This window comes from Phaeobacter sp. HS011 (assembly GCF_018101215.1).
GTDB lineage: Bacteria > Pseudomonadota > Alphaproteobacteria > Rhodobacterales > Rhodobacteraceae > Phaeobacter > Phaeobacter inhibens.
Window position 1 is genome coordinate 1 of the sequence record NZ_JAGEUF010000001.1, and the last position, 15,337, is coordinate 15,337.

Genomic DNA, 15,337 nt, shown 5'->3' on the forward strand with positions numbered 1-15,337 from the left:
TGCTTGAGTTTGGGTGGACCTTGCGAGTCTGAGAACGCCTGATGCGAAGCCTCTCAACTCAGCTCGATGTATTCCCCAAAAAAAGTGCCACCGCTCCTCAGGAGCGATGGCATACTTTCCATGGTCAAATTGCAAACTGTTGCTGGCTTTCACACAGAACAAGCAGCAACCGCTTGCTCAGCCGCATTTGGAGTGGCCGCAGCTGCGGCAGGTCATGCAGCCCTCGACCATTTGCAGATCATATTGGCCACAGCTGGGGCAGGGTTTGCCGCGTGGGGCGTTGAGGGAAACCACTTCTGCTTTTGGATCAGACTTCAGGCCCATTCCTTCGCCTTCGAGGAAACCGGTTGCCACCATATGGGTTTCGATCACGCCACCGATCGCCGCGAGAATGGAGGGGATGTATTTCCCCTGCACCCAGGCACCGCCACGGGGATCGAAGACCGCTTTCAGCTCTTCCACGACAAAGGATACATCACCGCCACGGCGGAACACGGCTGAGATCATGCGGGTCAGGGCCAGCGTCCAGGCATAATGCTCCATGTTCTTGGAGTTGATGAAAACCTCGAACGGGCGGCGGTGTCCGTTGATGATGATGTCGTTGATAGTGAGGTAGATCGCATGCTCACTGTCTGGCCACTTCAGCTTGTAAGTGTGACCCTCCAGAGATTGCGGACGATCCAGCGGCTCGGACATATAGACGACTTCTGCCGCGCCGGACTCGCTGATATCGGTCTCATGTGGTGCGTCGGCGGTTTCACCTGGTGCGGTGTCTGCGCTTTCGCTCACAGAGAGAACGGAGCCGGTCACGTCGTTCGGGCGGTAGGTGGTGCAGCCTTTGCAACCCAGATCCCAGGCTTGCATGTAGACATCCTTGAAGCTGTCAAAAGAGATGTCTTCGGGGCAATTGATGGTCTTGGAGATCGATGAGTCGATCCACTTCTGGGCCGCGGCCTGCATTTTGACATGCTCGGACGGGGAAAGCGTCTGGGCGTTGACGAAATAGTCGGGCAGTTCCTTGTCGCCAAACTTGTCACGCCACATCTGCACAGCGTAGTCCACGACCTCTTCCTCGGTGCGGCTGCCGTCTTTCTGCAGGACCTTGCGGGTGTAGGCATAGGCAAAGACGGGCTCAATGCCGGAAGATACGTTGCCTGCATAAAGCGAGATGGTACCGGTGGGGGCAATGGAGGTCAGCAGCGCGTTGCGGATGCCATGCTCGCGGATCGCGTCGCGCACGTCCGCGTCCATGTCCATCATGGTGCCCGACGCCAGATAGGCGTCCGCATCGAACAGCGGGAAGGCGCCTTTTTCCTTGGCCAGGTCCACCGACGCCAGATAGGCCGCGCGAGCGATCGCGTGCAGCCAGTCTTCGGTTTGACGCGCGGCTTCGTCCGAGCCATAGCGCAACCCCAGCATCAGCAAGGCGTCGGCCAGACCGGTCACGCCAAGGCCGATGCGGCGCTTGTTCTGGGCTTCCTGTGCCTGTGCGTCCAGCGGGAATTTGGAAACATCGACAACATTGTCCATCATCCGCACGGCGGTTGCGACCAGATCTTTCAGCCCTTCGGGGTCCAGTTCGGACTCCGTCTCGAACGGGTTCTTGACCAGACGTGCCAAGTTGATGGAGCCCAGCAGACAGGCACCATAGGGGGGCAGGGGCTGTTCGCCGCAGGGATTGGTGGCTGCGATCTGTTCCACATAGGACAGGTTGTTGGCCTTGTTGATGCGGTCGATAAAGATCACGCCGGGTTCTGCGTAATCATAGGTCGCCTGCATGATCTTGTTCCAAAGATCCCGCGCCTGCACGGTCTGGTAGACCTTGCCGTCAAAGATCAGCTCCCAGGAGCCATCGGCCTTCACCGCCTCCATGAACGGATCGGTGACCAGTACGGACATGTTGAACATGCGCAGGCGAGCCGGGTCGGATTTCGCGGTGATGAAGGCTTCGATATCCGGGTGATCGCAGCGCATGGTCGCCATCATCGCGCCGCGACGGGAGCCTGCCGACATGATGGTGCGGCACATTGCGTCCCAGACGTCCATGAAGGACAGCGGGCCGGAGGCGTCTGCCGCGACGCCTTTTACATCTGCGCCGCGTGGACGGATTGTCGAGAAATCATAACCGATGCCGCCGCCCTGCTGCATGGTCAGCGCGGCCTCTTTCAGCATGTCGAAAATGCCTGACATGCTATCGGGCACAGTGCCCATGACGAAGCAGTTGAACAGGGTTACCTGTCGCGCGGTGCCGGCACCTGCAGTGATGCGACCGGCTGGCAGATACTGGAAATCCTCAAGCGCACCGTAGAATTTGTCTTCCCAAGTTTTGGGGTCGCTCTCAGCCCGCGCCAAATCGCGTGCGATGCGGCGCCAGCTGTCCTCAACGGTCTGGTCGATGGGGGTGCCATCGGCCTGTTTGAAACGGTATTTCATGTCCCAGATCTGTTCGGCAATCGGGGCGGCAAAGCGGCTCATATGGCGAATCCCTATGGTCGGTCGTGGCTAAGGTGGCGGCCTGCCTACACCAGCCGCGCTGCGATCCTCAACGCTGAAATCACATTGAGGCATAAATTTATCATCATCATACCACAACACCTTGTCGATCTGCCAGTCTGACCTACAATATAGAGTTCATACTCTGGACGACTCTGTGGGCATCTTGTGGATAACTATATCAATCTGGTGAAACTTTCTGTTGGGACTGAAACCGTTGATGGGCTGGCGGCCTGGCAGGCGGAGTATCGCAAGCAACTGCCTGAGGGGCTGCCGCGCCATGTCACGCGGATGTGGCCCAAGCGAGAGGCGGAGATCGTCAATGGTGGGTCGATCTATTGGGTGATCAAGGGACAAATTCAATGCCGCCAACGGATTTTGCGATTGGATGAGGTGATCGGTGGCGACGGTGTCCGGCGCTGTGCCATCGTTCTGGCCCCTGAAATCCACCGGACCCAGGTCGCGCTGCGCCGTCCGTTCCAGGGTTGGCGCTACCTGAAGCCGGAGGATACGCCACCGGACCTGCCCAAGGGGCGAGCGGCGGAGAAGCCATTGCCGCCGGAACTGTCACAGGCGCTTGCCGAGATCGGGGTAATCTGAGCAAGCGGGACCTAGCCTCGGTGCTGCGGCAAAGATTAAAGCCCCGAGTGGGGCCTTTGTCTGGACGTCGGGAGTGGTCTGCGAAGTCGCGCTGACCGGTTACGAATTTTCTTTGCCGACGTTGTCTGCAAAAGCCGTCTGAAAGGCCGCCTGTTTCTCAGCAGAGGCATCGGTCTGGTAGTTGGCCTTCCACTCATCCATGGTCATCCCGTAGAAGAGTTCGCGGGCTTCTGATTTGCCCATCTCGATGCCCCGCTCATTGGCCGCTTCCTGATACCAGCGCGACAGGCAGTTGCGGCAAAAACCAGCGAGGTTCATCATGTCGATGTTCTGAACGTCCGTGCGGTCTTCCATCAGATGCTGACGCAGTCGGCGAAAGGCGGCTGCTTCGAGTTCGATCTGGGTTTGCTTATCCATGTCGGGCTCCATCTGTGAAATCATCAGTGTGACTAACAGCTGCGTCTGGACTGAGCAACTGATGACAAGACGGTCAGGAGGGGAAGATCAATCGGCGGGTAGCCGGGTGGGTCAAAAAATACGCCCCAACTGTCATCCGTACGTCGCCATTTGGTGATGAAGCGTTAGGGGAGTTGCGGCAAAATGGGAATTAGGCGATAAGCGCCGCAGCAATGTTTGCGATAACAAAGTTTCAGCCGATGAAGAGGATGACCCCATGAGAAGATCGCGCAATGTAAAGATTGTTGCCACCCTTGGGCCGGCATCCGAAACCTATGAGACCATCCGTGCGCTGCATGAGGCTGGCGCAGATGTGTTTCGTCTGAATATGTCCCACGGTAGCCACGAAGAGATTGCCGCCAAACATGCGATCATTCGCAAGGTCGAGGCCGATCTGGACAGCTCCATCGCCATCCTCGCCGACCTTCAGGGGCCGAAGCTGCGCGTAGGTGTATTTGCTAACGGCTCAGAAGAACTGGTTGAGGGCGCGTCCTTCCGCCTGGATTTGGATCAGGCCGAGGGCGACGTAAATCGGGTTTGCCTGCCGCATCCCGAGATCTTTGAGGCGCTGCAGTCGGGTGCTCATCTGCTGGTCAACGATGGTAAGATCCGCCTCAAGGTTGAGACATGCGGCAATGATTTCGCCAATTGCATTGTGACCACCGGCGGAACCATCTCCAACCGCAAGGGCGTGAACGTCCCTGATGTTGTGCTGCCGCTGGCGGCGCTCTCTGAGAAGGATCGCGGGGATCTGGAATTTGTCTGCGGGCTGGGCGTCGACTGGCTGGCACTCTCCTTTGTGCAGCGCGCGAAGGACGTTTATGAGGCACGTGGTCTGGCCGATGGCCGTGCGGCGGTGCTGTCGAAAATCGAAAAACCAGCCGCCGTTGATAACTTTGATGAAATCCTGGATGCCTCCGACGGGATCATGGTTGCGCGCGGCGATCTGGGCGTTGAGTTGCCGGTCTCTGCCGTGCCGCCGATTCAGAAACGTCTGGTGCGCCGCTGCCGTGCCGCTGCCAAACCGGTGATCGTGGCGACCCAGATGCTGGAAAGCATGATCGAAAGCCCGATGCCGACCCGTGCAGAAGTGTCCGACGTGGCCACGGCGATTTATGAGGGGGCGGATGCGATCATGCTGTCGGCTGAATCAGCCGCAGGTCAGTATCCGATTGAGGCTGTGCAGACCATGGACAACGTCGCGACCGAGGTTGAGGTCGATCCGACCTATGTGCAGATCATCGCGGCGTCACGCTCTGCCAAGGGTGATACCGTTGCAGATGCCATCGTGGCTGCCGCGCGCGAGATCGCGGAGAAAACCGAAATCAAGGCGATTTGTTGTTACACCCAGAGCGGTACCACCGCGCTTTTGACAGCGCGGGAACGTCCGGGCGTGCCGATCATTGCGCTGACGCCGCTGGCGCGCACCGCCCGCCGCCTGGCGCTGAGCTGGGGATGCAACTGTGTGGTGACGCCGGATCAGGAACGGTTCAAGGGCGCTGTGGTCGGCGCTGCACGGGCCGCGCGGTCTGGCGGTTTCGCAGGGGAGACGGATCAGATCGTTGTGACGGCTGGTGTGCCGTTCAACGTTCCGGGCACCACCAACATCCTGCGCGTGGCGCCCTGCGATGAACGTTTGATCTACAGCACCGACCCGGAGTAACCTAGTCGCGTCTTATCTCAATGAGGGCGCGCAGCATGGATACGGATCTGGCACTGGTGCTTGGCCTCTTGCTCGCCTTTCTGGCAATCCCATCGCTGTTGTCAGCCGCAAGTGACCGCCGCACCCCCAGGGTGTCGGCGGTTTTTCTTGTCCTTGCGGTTGGTCTGCTTCTCTATGCTTTCAGCACCAAATCTGGGGGCTATCAGATCGATGATATTCCCAAGGCAATTTTCCGGGTGATTGGCCGATTTACCTGACCGTGGTTGCGGGGTGATTGCCGCAGCCGTTCCCATCCGGCCTGAATGTGAGATCTTGGTGTCTCAGGTGAAGAATCTACTTGCCCTTATAGCCCGGCTTGCGTAAACGGCACCCCTGTTCGCGTGGCCGGCCCAGAGTGGCATGCCGAGTCGCGCATAGACCGAACCCGCATTGAAGGAGACGGAAATGCCCAAAATGAAGACAAAATCGAGCGCCAAGAAGCGCTTCAAAGTGACCGCGACCGGCAAGGTTCTCGCAGGTCAGGCCGGCAAGCGCCACGGCATGATCAAGCGGACCCGCAAGTTCATCCGCGACGCTCGCGGCACCACTACCCTGTCGGCACCCGACGCAAAGATCGTCAAGGGCTTCATGCCCTACGACCGCTAAGAGGAGATCTGAGATATGTCCCGCGTTAAAGGTGGTACCACAACTCACGCCCGTCACAAGAAAGTCATCAAGGCCGCAAAAGGCTATTATGGCCGTCGTAAGAATACCTTCAAGGTAGCACGTCAGGCCGTTGACAAGGCAAATCAATACGCAACTCGCGACCGTAAGAACCGCAAGCGGAATTTCCGCGCGCTGTGGATCCAGCGGATCAACGCAGCTGTGCGTAGCCACGACGAGGCTCTGACATACTCCCGCTTCATCAACGGCCTGACCCTGGCCGGTATCGAAGTGGACCGCAAAGTGCTGGCCGATCTGGCCGTTCACGAACCCGAAGCCTTCGGTGCTATCGTGAAGCAAGCACAAAGCGCTCTGGCTGCCTAAGTTCAGGCACAGGAAGATCACAAGCGGGCCGCTCTGGAAAGAGCGGCCCGTTTTGCATGTCGCACCCTATTTGCCACTTTCGTCCGGTCAGCGGCGTCGGGTGTGCGTTGGGGCTGCCGGATTGTCGCGATTGTGTTCTGATTGGCTTAGAGCCGGTGCAAATGCTTGCTTTCAGCCTCTGCTGTGATAGCAGAGCGGCAGCATTATTCAGGGGACCGTCATGGACGATCTTAAAGCAAAATATCTCGGGCAGATCGCCGATGCTGCCGATGAGAACGCGCTGGAGGCCATCCGGGTCGCAGCTGTTGGTAAAAAAGGCGACGTCAGCCTTAAGATGCGCGAGCTGGGCAAGATGACGCCCGAAGAGCGGCAGGTTGCAGGTCCGGCTCTCAACGCGCTGAAGGATGAGATCAACGCCGCACTGGCCGCTAAGAAGGCGGGGCTTGCGGACGCCGCGCTGGAGGCGCGTCTGCGGACGGAGTGGCTGGATGTCACGCTGCCGACCCGCCCGACGCGCAATGGCTCGCTACATCCGATCAGCCAGGCGAGCGAAGAGCTGACGGCGATTTTTGCTGAATTGGGTTTTTCCGTCGCTGAAGGCCCGCGCATTGACACCGACTGGTACAATTTTGATGCGCTGAACATTCCCGGCCATCACCCGGCCCGCGCCGAGATGGATACATTTTACATGCACCGTGCTGAGGGCGACGACCGCCCGCCGCATGTGCTGCGCACCCATACGTCACCGGTGCAGATCCGTTCAATGGAGAAGATGGGCGCGCCGCTGCGCATCATCTGTCCGGGCGGTGTCTATCGCGCTGACTATGACCAGACTCACACACCGATGTTCCACCAGGTCGAAGGCCTCGCGCTGGACAAGAATATCTCCATGGCCAACCTGAAGTGGGTGCTGGAAGAGTTCGTGAAATCCTACTTTGAGGTGGATAGCGTCGATCTGCGCTTCCGGGCCTCGCACTTCCCCTTCACCGAGCCGTCGGCAGAGGTGGATATTCGCTGCTCCTGGAAAGATGGCACCTTGAAAATCGGTGAGGGCGACGACTGGCTGGAAATCCTCGGCTCCGGCATGGTGCACCCCAAGGTGATCGCTGCGGGTGGGATTGATCCCGATGTCTATCAGGGCTTTGCCTTCGGGATGGGGATCGACCGGATTGCAATGCTGAAATACGGCATCCCCGATCTGCGCGCGTTCTTCGACAGCGACCTGCGCTGGCTCCGCCACTACGGGTTCCAGTGTCTGGATGTGCCGACACTGCACGGTGGCCTGAGCCGCTAGGCCCGGATGACGGACTTCTGAACGCCTGCCTCGTACCTGAGGCGGGCGTTTTGGTTTGGGGGCCTAGGTTCACCGCCCCACAAACATGTGAAATGACAGGGGCGTGGTGTCGGGTAGTCTCCCGTCTATGACACGTTTTCTCCTCTTGCTCTCAACCGCTTACATGTGCGCCACCTCCGCCCTTGCTATGGGACCCTGGAAGGGCAATGCTGCTCCTTGCGGGGGAGATCTCGCCTGTGAGCTGGGAGAGCGTAGCTATCACGTGATGGAGCCGGAGGACTGGGACGGGGTGACGCCGTTGCCTGTACTGCTGCATTTTCACGGATGGTCGCGGACGGGAAAACATGCCCAACGCTCAGATCGGGTAGGGGCCTCGGCCAAGCGGCGCGGTGTCTTGCTGGTGACCCCCAACGGTCGCGGCAAGAGTTGGAATTTCTGGACTGCAAGCACCGAAGATGTGCCCTTTGCCGATGCGGTGCTGGCCGATGTAAACAGGCGCTATCCTGTCGATCAGAAGAAGGTCTATGTGTCCGGCTACTCATACGGGTCGGCAATGGCTTGGCGCTATGTCTGCCAAAGCGGCGCAGATGTAGCGGCGCTTTTGGCCGTTGCCGGGAGCATCGATCAGACCGAGACCTGTCCGCAAGCCCCCGAAGAGGTGCGCCATGTGCATGGTCTTGCTGATCAGGTGATGGATTTTCCGATGGGGCCGGGAGGGGACGTGACTTATCCGGTGGCTCTGTGGCGGCGGGCCTTTGGTTGTGACGGCGCGGGCGCGCCGCAGAAGGACTGGCAGGCACGCAGTTTCCTGACTTTTTCTCGCACCAGCTGGAGCTGCGCGGGGCGCGATGTCACGCTTGATCTGCATCCCGGTGGGCATTTCATTCCGCACGGATGGATCGGGCGGCAGTTGGATGAGCTTTTGGGCCTCACCCCCAGCTATCCTTAGGCCCCGAGCCGCGCCAAGGCTTGCACATGGGGGCAATCTTTGTCATTGCCTGCTGCAACATGCATGGCTTGCCATAGGAAACCGGACCGATGAAATTCACTCTTTCTTGGCTGAAAGACCACCTCGAGACCGACGCATCGGTCGAGGATATCACAGAAACCCTGACCGATCTCGGCCTCGAGGTCGAGGGCGTGTCCAACCCTGCCGACCGGCTCAAGGACTTTACCTTGGGCCATGTGAAACATGCTGAGAAGCACCCCGATGCGGACAAACTGCGGGTGTGTAAGGTCGACACTGACGAAGGTGAGATGCAGATCATCTGCGGTGCCCCCAATGCCCGCGAGGGCATCACCGTGGTGGTGTGTAAACCGGGCATGTATATTCCGGGCCTCGATATCACCATCGGTGTTGGCAAGATCCGCGGTGTCGAAAGCTTTGGCATGATGGCCTCCGAGCGTGAGCTGGAGCTGTCGGATGAACATGACGGCATTATCGAACTGCCCTCGGGAGAGGTCGGGGATCGGTTTGTTGACTGGTTGGCACAGAATGCCCCGGCCAAGGTAGATCCGGTTATCGAAATTGCCATCACTCCCAACCGCCCGGATGCATTGGGTGTGCGCGGCATCGCCCGTGATCTGGCCGCACGCGGTCTGGGTACGCTGAAACCGCTCACGATTGAGCCGGTTGACGGCGTTTATGAGAGCCCGCTCAAGGTTGATATTGCGGAGGATACACTGGATGGTTGCCCGCTGTTCACCGGCCGCCTGATCCGGGGCGTGAAGAACGGCCCAAGCCCGCAGTGGCTGCAGGACCGGCTGAGCGCCATCGGTCTGCGTCCGATCTCGACACTGGTCGATATCACCAATTATTTCACCTTCGATCAGAACCGCCCGTTGCATGTGTTTGATGCAGCGAAAGTGGCAGGCAATCTGCGCGTTCACCGTGCCGTTGGTGGCGAGACGCTGACAGCGCTGGATGAGAAGGACTACACTCTCTCCGAGGGGCAGATGGTGATCTCTGACGACAATGGCGCAGAGAGCATTGCAGGCATCATGGGCGGGGTTGCCACGGGCTGCACCGAGGAGACCACCGATGTGTTCCTGGAGAGCGCTTTCTGGGACCACGTTCAAATCGCGACCACAGGCCGTGCGCTGAAAATCAACTCTGACGCGCGCTATCGGTTTGAACGGGGCGTTGACCCTGAATACACGCGCGACGGGCTGGATCATGCCACCCGCATGATCATTGATCTCTGCGGCGGTGAGCCGTCGAATGTGGTGACCGCAGGTGCTGTGCCGGAACATGCCCGGGCTTACAAGCTGGATCCGGAGCGGGTTCAGTCGCTGGTCGGAATGGATATTCCGGAATCCGAACAGCGCCAGACATTGACCCGGCTGGGCTTCCGTCTGGAAGGCAATATGGCGCATGTCCCGAGCTGGCGCCCTGATGTGATGGGTGAGGCGGATCTGGTTGAGGAAGTGGCGCGGATTGCCTCCCTGACAAAGCTGGAAGGCAAGCCTCTGCCGCGGTTGACCGACGGTGTGCCCGCGCCTGTGATGACACCCCAACAACGCCGCCAGCAGATTGCACGCCGGACCTGTGCCAGCCTCGGCTACAATGAGGTGGTAAGCTACACGTTCATTGACAAGGCTTCTGCGGCGCTGTTCGGCGGTGGTGATGATGCCACCATGCTGGCCAATCCAATCTCGTCCGAGATGTCGCATATGCGTCCTGCGCTGCTTCCCGGCCTGTTGCAGGCTGCGGCGCGCAATCAGGCGCGGGGCTTCATGGATCTGGCGTTGTTCGAGGCAGGACCTGCTTTCCACGGGGGGGAGCCCGGTGAGCAGCATAACCTGATTTCGGGCCTGCTGGTTGGGCGGACCGGTCCCAAGGATGTGCACGGCGCCAGCCGTGCGGTCGACACCTTTGATGCTAAGGCTGATATTGAGGCGGTTTTGGCAGCGATCGGTGCCCCTGCCAAGGTCCAGATCCTGCGCGGGGCACAATCCTGGTGGCATCCGGGGCGCCACGGCAAGATCTGTCTTGGCCCGAAGAAGGTGCTGGGTGTCTTCGGCGAACTTCACCCCAAAGTGCTGGGCGAAATGGGGATCAAGGGATCCGTCGTGGCCTTTACCATCTGGCCTGATGAGGTGCCGATGCCGCGCAAATCCGGTGCCAACCGAGGTGCATTGGTCCAAAGCGATCTGCAGGCGGTGGAGCGTGACTTTGCTTTTGTCGTGGCGGATGATGTCGAAGCGCTGACCCTGGTCAACGCCGCCGTCGGCGCGGATAAGGCGCTGATCGATGACGTGCGTGTGTTTGACGAATTCATCGGTGGCAGCCTGGGGGAAGGCAGCAAATCGCTGGCCATCACCGTGCGGTTGCAACCGACTGACAAGACCCTGACCGAAAAGGATATCGAAGCGGTCAGCGCCAAGATTGTGGCCAAGGTCACAAAGGCGACCGGCGGCACATTGCGCGGATAACAGAGGATGCAGGACAGTTGGTCCGATCCGATCGTATCATGAGGAAAACGCGCCCGGTTCCGGGCGCGTTTTTATATGTGGCAGAGGAAGTCTGCGAGCAGATCAAAGACGAGCCGGATCCTTCGGCTGGTGTGCAATTCCCGATGTGTGGTCAGCCAAATCGGGAAGGTAATCGGGTCCAGACCGGGCAACAGGCGTTCGATTCCGGGGGTTGGATCTGCCACAGCTGTCATCATCGGACAGATGCCAAACCCCTGTTTGACCAACTCCCAAGAGGCAAGGCCACTGGTGGATTTGATCCGAAAATTCTGCGCTGTCAGGTGGATGCCGAGTGGGGCCATGAATTCAATCGACCGCTCCAGATCGGCGAAACCCACAAAATCATGACGTGACATATCTTCGGGTGATTGCGGGCGGCCCCGGCGCTCCAGGTAACTGGAGGCAGCGTAGAAATGGGCATGTGACTCTCTGACCAAACGTGTAATCAATTCGGGCTGGTCCGGACGCACATGGCGGATGGCGATATCCGCCTCCCGTCGCATCAGATCGCGAATGTCATTTGCAGCCACCACATCAATCGTCAGCCGTGGTGCGCGTCGTCTAAGCTGGTGGAGAGCCGGGGGGAGCACATAAGCGGACATGACGTCGCTTGCGGTTATTCGGACTGTGCCCTCAATGGCCTGCGCTTGCCCGGTGGCGGCGAGCGACAGTGCCTCGGCGGCCGCACCCATTGTGCGGCTGTGGTTCAGCAGGTCATGTCCCGCCGAAGTCAGCGCGAGACCGCGCCCCAATCGTTCGAACAGCAAGACCCCCAAGTCCGCCTCGAGCGCTGCAACCTGACGGGACAGGGTTGGTTGGGTCAGGCCCAGTTTGCGCGCCCCAGCTGAGAGTGAGCCGGTCTCAGCGGTCGCCAGGAAGGCGCGAATGTGGTTCCAATCCGGATTATTCATACGGAAATGTATAGCACTCTTGCGAATTTCAGCAATTTATTGCTGGTTTCTGTATGGCTAAGCTACCATCATTCAAGGAGAAGTGTGATGACAGCCGATGCCCATTTCTGGAACCGGATAGCCCCAAAATACGCCAAGTCGAAGATAAGGGACGAAGCCGCCTATCAATATACACTGGAACGGACCAGGTCCTATCTCACGGTGGGGGATCATGCGTTGGAAATCGGCTGTGGGACCGGGTCGACGGCAATCGCACTGTCGGATGCAGTTGGGAGGATCACCGCAACCGATCTGTCGGATGCTATGCTTGATATTGGCCGCGACAGGGCTGCACAGGCGGGAGCCGATAATATTCGGTTTGAGCAATGCAGCGATGATAGGTTGCCCGCCGGACCGTTTGACGCCGTGATGGCATTCAACCTGTTACATCTGGTACCGGATTTGGACGCTGCGCTGTTATCGGTGGCCAAACGTCTGCCCAGCGGCAAGCTGTTCATCTCAAAAACACCCTGTCTGGGCGAGGCACGGGGCAGCTTCAAATATTGGATGTTCCTGACCTTGATCCCGCTTATGCGTCTGGTTGGACAGGCCCCGAGCAACGTGCGTTTCCTCAGCGTGGCAGATCTGGAGGCTGCAGTTGAACAGGCGGGTTTCGAGATCATTGAGACCGGCAATTATCCGGCGTCCACCCCTGGCCGCTACCTGGTGGCCCGACGTCGTTGAGGTCGGCAGTGGACGAAGGCTCTCGACTGGTGAATACTCCGCCTGCTTGCCGACCGGGTACTGTGCCTGGTTCAATGGCATCAATGAATGAGCGACCCCAGCAGTGAGGCGGATACGGCCGCATGGCCGCGGCAGCCTCACTGCTGGCGCAGGAAAGGACATTTCATGACGTTGAACATTTATCTCTCAGGTGAAATTCACACAGATTGGCGCGATCAGATTATCAACGGGGCCAAGGATCTGGACGTGCAGTTCAACAGCCCGGTGACGGATCATGGCGCCAGCGACGATTGCGGTGTTGCGATTCTTGGGGCGGAACCGAACAAATTCTGGCACGACCACAAGGGGGCTAAGATCAACGCGATCCGAACCCGCAAGGGGATCGAAGAGGCCGACATTGTCGTGGTGCGATTTGGTGAGAAGTATAAACAGTGGAACGCGGCTTTTGATGCCGGCTATGCGGCGGCCCTTGGTAAGTCGTTGATTGTCCTATCACAGGATGAGCATCAGCACGCGCTGAAGGAAGTCCATGCAGCCGCACTGGCGGTGGCAAAGGAGCCGATGCAGGTGGTTGAAATCCTGCGCTACGTGCTGAAGGGGAGCCTGCCTGCGTGACGGGGCCAACTCTGACCACGGACCGCCTGCTTCTGCGTCCGCACCAGCTGGATGATTTCGAGGCTCTGTTTGCGTTGTGGATGGACCCTGTGGTGGTGCGCCACACAATCGGTCGCCCGGCCAGCCGCGAGGAGACCTGGACCCGGTTGTTACGCTACATCGGTCACTGGCAGGCGCTTGGCTTTGGCTACTGGGCGGTGACCCTGCGAGAGGACGGGCGCTACATCGGGGCGGCAGGGTTTGCGGATTATCACCGCGACATTGACCCGCCGATTGGTGCGGTACCGGAGGCCGGTTGGGCCCTGATGCCTGCAGCTCACGGGAAAGGGCTGGCGACAGAGGCGGTTGACCGGATGCATCAATGGGCCGCAGAGGCTACGCAATGGGATCGCACCTGCTGTCTTCTGGACCCCGAAAATGCAGCTTCGGTGAAAGTCGCCAAGAAACTTGGGTATCAGCCCAGCCACGATGCGCTCTATCGTGAGGAGCCTACTCTGGTCATGACGCGGACGATCACGCGCTAACCCTTTTGAGTAAGGAGCCGCCCCGCAGATCTGGCGGGGCGGCTGTTGCCGGATCAGGCTTCTTTCTTGATTTCCACACTGTGCGGATAGGGGATGGAGATCCCCTTGTCGTCGAAGGCTTCCTTGACCGCTTGCGTCATCGCGAATTTCAGCTCCCAGTAGTCGGCCGCCTTGCACCACAGGCGCGCCGTCAGATCGACCGAACTGTCGCCGAGATTGGTAACCCGCACCCATGGCGCGGGATCTGTCATGACGCGTGAATCTGCGTTCGCGAGGTCGAGAATAATCTTCTTGGCGGCGTCTGCGCTATCGCCGTAGTCGATGCCAAATACCATATCAACGCGACGTGTATCATGCGCCGAGTAGTTGGTGATGATTGCGCCCCAGGCCTGACCGTTGGGAATGATGATCTGAACGTTGTCAGGTGTCACCAGCTCTGTCACGAAGAGGTTGAGATCCACCACTGTCCCCGAGGTGCCGCCAATATCGACGTATTGACCCAGTTTATAGGGTCGGAACATGACCAGCATGACCCCGGCAGCCAGATCGCTCAGCGTGCCCTGCAGGGCCAGACCAATGGCGAGAGTTGCAGCGCCGAGCATTGCGACCAGGCTGGTGGCTTCGATCCCGAATATGCCCAGAACGGCGACCAGCACGATGGCCAGCAACACCCAGCGCACTGCGCTGGCGGCAAAGTTGCCGAGCGTTTGGTCAAGATGCGGGGTGGCGTTGATGCGACGACGTACTGCACCGCTGATCACACCGGCTGCAATCCAGCCGACAACCAGTACGACCAGCGCTTTGGCAGCGCTGATGAGCAGGGGCCAAAGGGCCCCCAGCTGTTCTATCCATTGTTCCATGTTGTTGTTTGGTCCTTGTCCAGATCTCATAGAAATGCCCATCACCGGCAACAGGAGGTTACCGGTGCGTTAGCTGCGGACTTAGTCGGACCCGGCTGGGGTGTCACCCGCGGATCATACTGAAGCAGATCAACGTTTCAGGGAGTCGCGGATTTCCAACAGCACATCCAGTTCGCTTGGGCCAGCGGGGGCTTCCTCGGCCGGGGCGGCGTCTTCTTGCTTGAAGGCGGCGTCTTTGAGACGATTGACATAGCGCACGAGCATGAACACCACGAAGGCAATGATCAGGAAATTGATGACAGCCATCACAAAGGCGCCATGGGCAAAAACGGCGGCTCCGGCTTCTCGTGCGGCCTCCAAGCTGGCGCCTTCCGAAACATTGCCCGCGAGTACGAGATAAGAATTGGTGAAATCGACACCGCCGGTAAAAACTCCGATGATCGGATTGATCAGATCGCTGACCATGCTTTTGACGATTGCCGTAAAGGCCGCACCGATGATGATGCCGACTGCCATGTCCATCACATTGCCCTTGGCAATGAAGTCTCTGAATTCCTGAAGCATGCTATTTGTCCCTGTTAACGAACCATTTTGTTATTGAGCAGCGAGCGCGGGCACCCGCGTGCTGTCTGACGGCAGTCTAGTCCGGTTTTCGCTGCTACGGCTATTGATTTTGCGTTGAAAATTCGAGGTGTAGG

The 15,337-nt window shown here is 59.1% G+C and carries 16 protein-coding genes; 11 read left to right on the forward strand and 5 right to left on the reverse strand.

Annotation, left to right across the window (positions count from 1 at the left end; genetic code table 11):
• Positions 1–177 precede the first annotated feature (177 nt).
• Positions 178–2,475, reverse strand: coding sequence for an adenosylcobalamin-dependent ribonucleoside-diphosphate reductase (locus tag J4721_RS00005; protein WP_102876242.1), 2,298 nt, complete (start codon positions 2,473–2,475; stop codon positions 178–180).
• Between the two features lie 186 nt (positions 2,476–2,661).
• Between J4721_RS00005 and J4721_RS00010 the strand changes: the two genes are divergently transcribed.
• Complete coding sequence (locus J4721_RS00010; protein ID WP_014873785.1) at positions 2,662–3,093, forward strand: DUF1489 family protein; 432 nt, start codon at positions 2,662–2,664, stop codon at positions 3,091–3,093.
• A 99-nt stretch (positions 3,094–3,192) separates the two neighbouring features.
• Here J4721_RS00010 and J4721_RS00015 read toward each other — a convergent pair whose 3' ends face one another.
• Positions 3,193–3,510: a DUF1244 domain-containing protein gene (locus J4721_RS00015; protein ID WP_014873786.1), complete on the reverse strand. Its 318-nt coding sequence runs from the start codon at positions 3,508–3,510 to the stop codon at positions 3,193–3,195.
• A gap of 256 nt (positions 3,511–3,766) precedes the next feature.
• On the opposite strand from J4721_RS00015, the gene pyk reads away from it, so the two are divergent.
• The 7 genes from pyk to pheT all read left to right on the forward strand — a co-directional run bounded on the left by pyk (position 3,767) and on the right by pheT (position 10,967).
• Positions 3,767–5,212 carry a pyruvate kinase gene (pyk, locus tag J4721_RS00020; RefSeq protein WP_027247844.1) on the forward strand — a complete coding sequence of 482 codons (1,446 nt, stop codon included), beginning with the start codon at positions 3,767–3,769 and terminating at the stop codon, positions 5,210–5,212.
• 35 nt (positions 5,213–5,247) lie between these two features.
• Positions 5,248–5,469, forward strand: coding sequence for a hypothetical protein (locus J4721_RS00025; RefSeq protein ID WP_027247843.1), 222 nt, complete (start codon positions 5,248–5,250; stop codon positions 5,467–5,469).
• A gap of 187 nt (positions 5,470–5,656) precedes the next feature.
• Positions 5,657–5,857, forward strand: a complete 201-nt coding sequence (gene rpmI, locus J4721_RS00030) for a 50S ribosomal protein L35 (protein ID WP_014873788.1) — start codon at positions 5,657–5,659, stop codon at positions 5,855–5,857.
• Between the two features lie 15 nt (positions 5,858–5,872).
• A complete protein-coding gene (rplT, locus tag J4721_RS00035; RefSeq protein ID WP_014873789.1) occupies positions 5,873–6,238 on the forward strand; it encodes a 50S ribosomal protein L20 in 366 nt (121 codons plus the stop codon).
• A gap of 220 nt (positions 6,239–6,458) precedes the next feature.
• On the forward strand, positions 6,459–7,532 hold the full coding sequence (gene pheS / locus J4721_RS00040) for a phenylalanine--tRNA ligase subunit alpha (RefSeq protein ID WP_211001817.1): 1,074 nt from the start codon (positions 6,459–6,461) through the stop codon (positions 7,530–7,532).
• A gap of 127 nt (positions 7,533–7,659) precedes the next feature.
• On the forward strand, positions 7,660–8,481 hold the full coding sequence (locus J4721_RS00045; protein WP_102858016.1) for a PHB depolymerase family esterase: 822 nt from the start codon (positions 7,660–7,662) through the stop codon (positions 8,479–8,481).
• A gap of 89 nt (positions 8,482–8,570) precedes the next feature.
• A complete protein-coding gene (gene pheT / locus J4721_RS00050; protein WP_211001818.1) occupies positions 8,571–10,967 on the forward strand; it encodes a phenylalanine--tRNA ligase subunit beta in 2,397 nt (798 codons plus the stop codon).
• A gap of 71 nt (positions 10,968–11,038) precedes the next feature.
• Here pheT and J4721_RS00055 read toward each other — a convergent pair whose 3' ends face one another.
• Positions 11,039–11,917 carry a LysR family transcriptional regulator gene (locus tag J4721_RS00055; RefSeq protein ID WP_014879320.1) on the reverse strand — a complete coding sequence of 293 codons (879 nt, stop codon included), beginning with the start codon at positions 11,915–11,917 and terminating at the stop codon, positions 11,039–11,041.
• Between the two features lie 87 nt (positions 11,918–12,004).
• On the opposite strand from J4721_RS00055, the gene J4721_RS00060 reads away from it, so the two are divergent.
• The 3 genes from J4721_RS00060 (at position 12,005) to J4721_RS00070 (ending at position 13,779) form a co-directional block, all read left to right on the forward strand.
• On the forward strand, positions 12,005–12,640 hold the full coding sequence (locus J4721_RS00060; protein ID WP_014873794.1) for a class I SAM-dependent methyltransferase: 636 nt from the start codon (positions 12,005–12,007) through the stop codon (positions 12,638–12,640).
• Between the two features lie 165 nt (positions 12,641–12,805).
• Entirely contained in the window at positions 12,806–13,255 is a 450-nt protein-coding gene (locus tag J4721_RS00065; RefSeq protein ID WP_076619249.1) for a YtoQ family protein, read from the forward strand.
• Positions 13,252–13,779: a GNAT family N-acetyltransferase gene (locus J4721_RS00070; protein ID WP_027247837.1), complete on the forward strand. Its 528-nt coding sequence runs from the start codon at positions 13,252–13,254 to the stop codon at positions 13,777–13,779. The genes J4721_RS00065 and J4721_RS00070 overlap by 4 nt, the downstream gene beginning before the upstream one ends.
• Before the next feature lie 53 nt (positions 13,780–13,832).
• Here J4721_RS00070 and J4721_RS00075 read toward each other — a convergent pair whose 3' ends face one another.
• A complete protein-coding gene (locus J4721_RS00075) occupies positions 13,833–14,639 on the reverse strand; it encodes a mechanosensitive ion channel family protein (protein WP_211001819.1) in 807 nt (268 codons plus the stop codon).
• Positions 14,640–14,768: 129 nt separating this feature from the next.
• Complete coding sequence (gene mscL / locus J4721_RS00080; protein WP_211001820.1) at positions 14,769–15,203, reverse strand: large conductance mechanosensitive channel protein MscL; 435 nt, start codon at positions 15,201–15,203, stop codon at positions 14,769–14,771.
• Between the last annotated feature and the right edge of the window lie 134 nt (positions 15,204–15,337).

Excerpts from the sequence above, each read along its gene's own strand:
- J4721_RS00005 (WP_102876242.1), bottom strand. The coding sequence starts at position 2,475 with ATGAGCCGCTTTGCCGCCCCGATTGCCGAACAGATCTGGGACATGAAA.
- J4721_RS00015 (WP_014873786.1), bottom strand. The coding sequence starts at position 3,510 with ATGGATAAGCAAACCCAGATCGAACTCGAAGCAGCCGCCTTTCGCCGA.
- pyk (WP_027247844.1), top strand. The coding sequence starts at position 3,767 with ATGAGAAGATCGCGCAATGTAAAGATTGTTGCCACCCTTGGGCCGGCA.
- J4721_RS00025 (WP_027247843.1), top strand. The coding sequence starts at position 5,248 with ATGGATACGGATCTGGCACTGGTGCTTGGCCTCTTGCTCGCCTTTCTG.
- rpmI (WP_014873788.1), top strand. The coding sequence starts at position 5,657 with ATGCCCAAAATGAAGACAAAATCGAGCGCCAAGAAGCGCTTCAAAGTG.
- rplT (WP_014873789.1), top strand. The coding sequence starts at position 5,873 with ATGTCCCGCGTTAAAGGTGGTACCACAACTCACGCCCGTCACAAGAAA.
- pheS (WP_211001817.1), top strand. The coding sequence starts at position 6,459 with ATGGACGATCTTAAAGCAAAATATCTCGGGCAGATCGCCGATGCTGCC.
- J4721_RS00045 (WP_102858016.1), top strand. The coding sequence starts at position 7,660 with ATGACACGTTTTCTCCTCTTGCTCTCAACCGCTTACATGTGCGCCACC.
- pheT (WP_211001818.1), top strand. The coding sequence starts at position 8,571 with ATGAAATTCACTCTTTCTTGGCTGAAAGACCACCTCGAGACCGACGCA.
- J4721_RS00055 (WP_014879320.1), bottom strand. The coding sequence starts at position 11,917 with ATGAATAATCCGGATTGGAACCACATTCGCGCCTTCCTGGCGACCGCT.
- J4721_RS00060 (WP_014873794.1), top strand. The coding sequence starts at position 12,005 with ATGACAGCCGATGCCCATTTCTGGAACCGGATAGCCCCAAAATACGCC.
- J4721_RS00065 (WP_076619249.1), top strand. The coding sequence starts at position 12,806 with ATGACGTTGAACATTTATCTCTCAGGTGAAATTCACACAGATTGGCGC.
- J4721_RS00075 (WP_211001819.1), bottom strand. The coding sequence starts at position 14,639 with ATGGAACAATGGATAGAACAGCTGGGGGCCCTTTGGCCCCTGCTCATC.
- mscL (WP_211001820.1), bottom strand. The coding sequence starts at position 15,203 with ATGCTTCAGGAATTCAGAGACTTCATTGCCAAGGGCAATGTGATGGAC.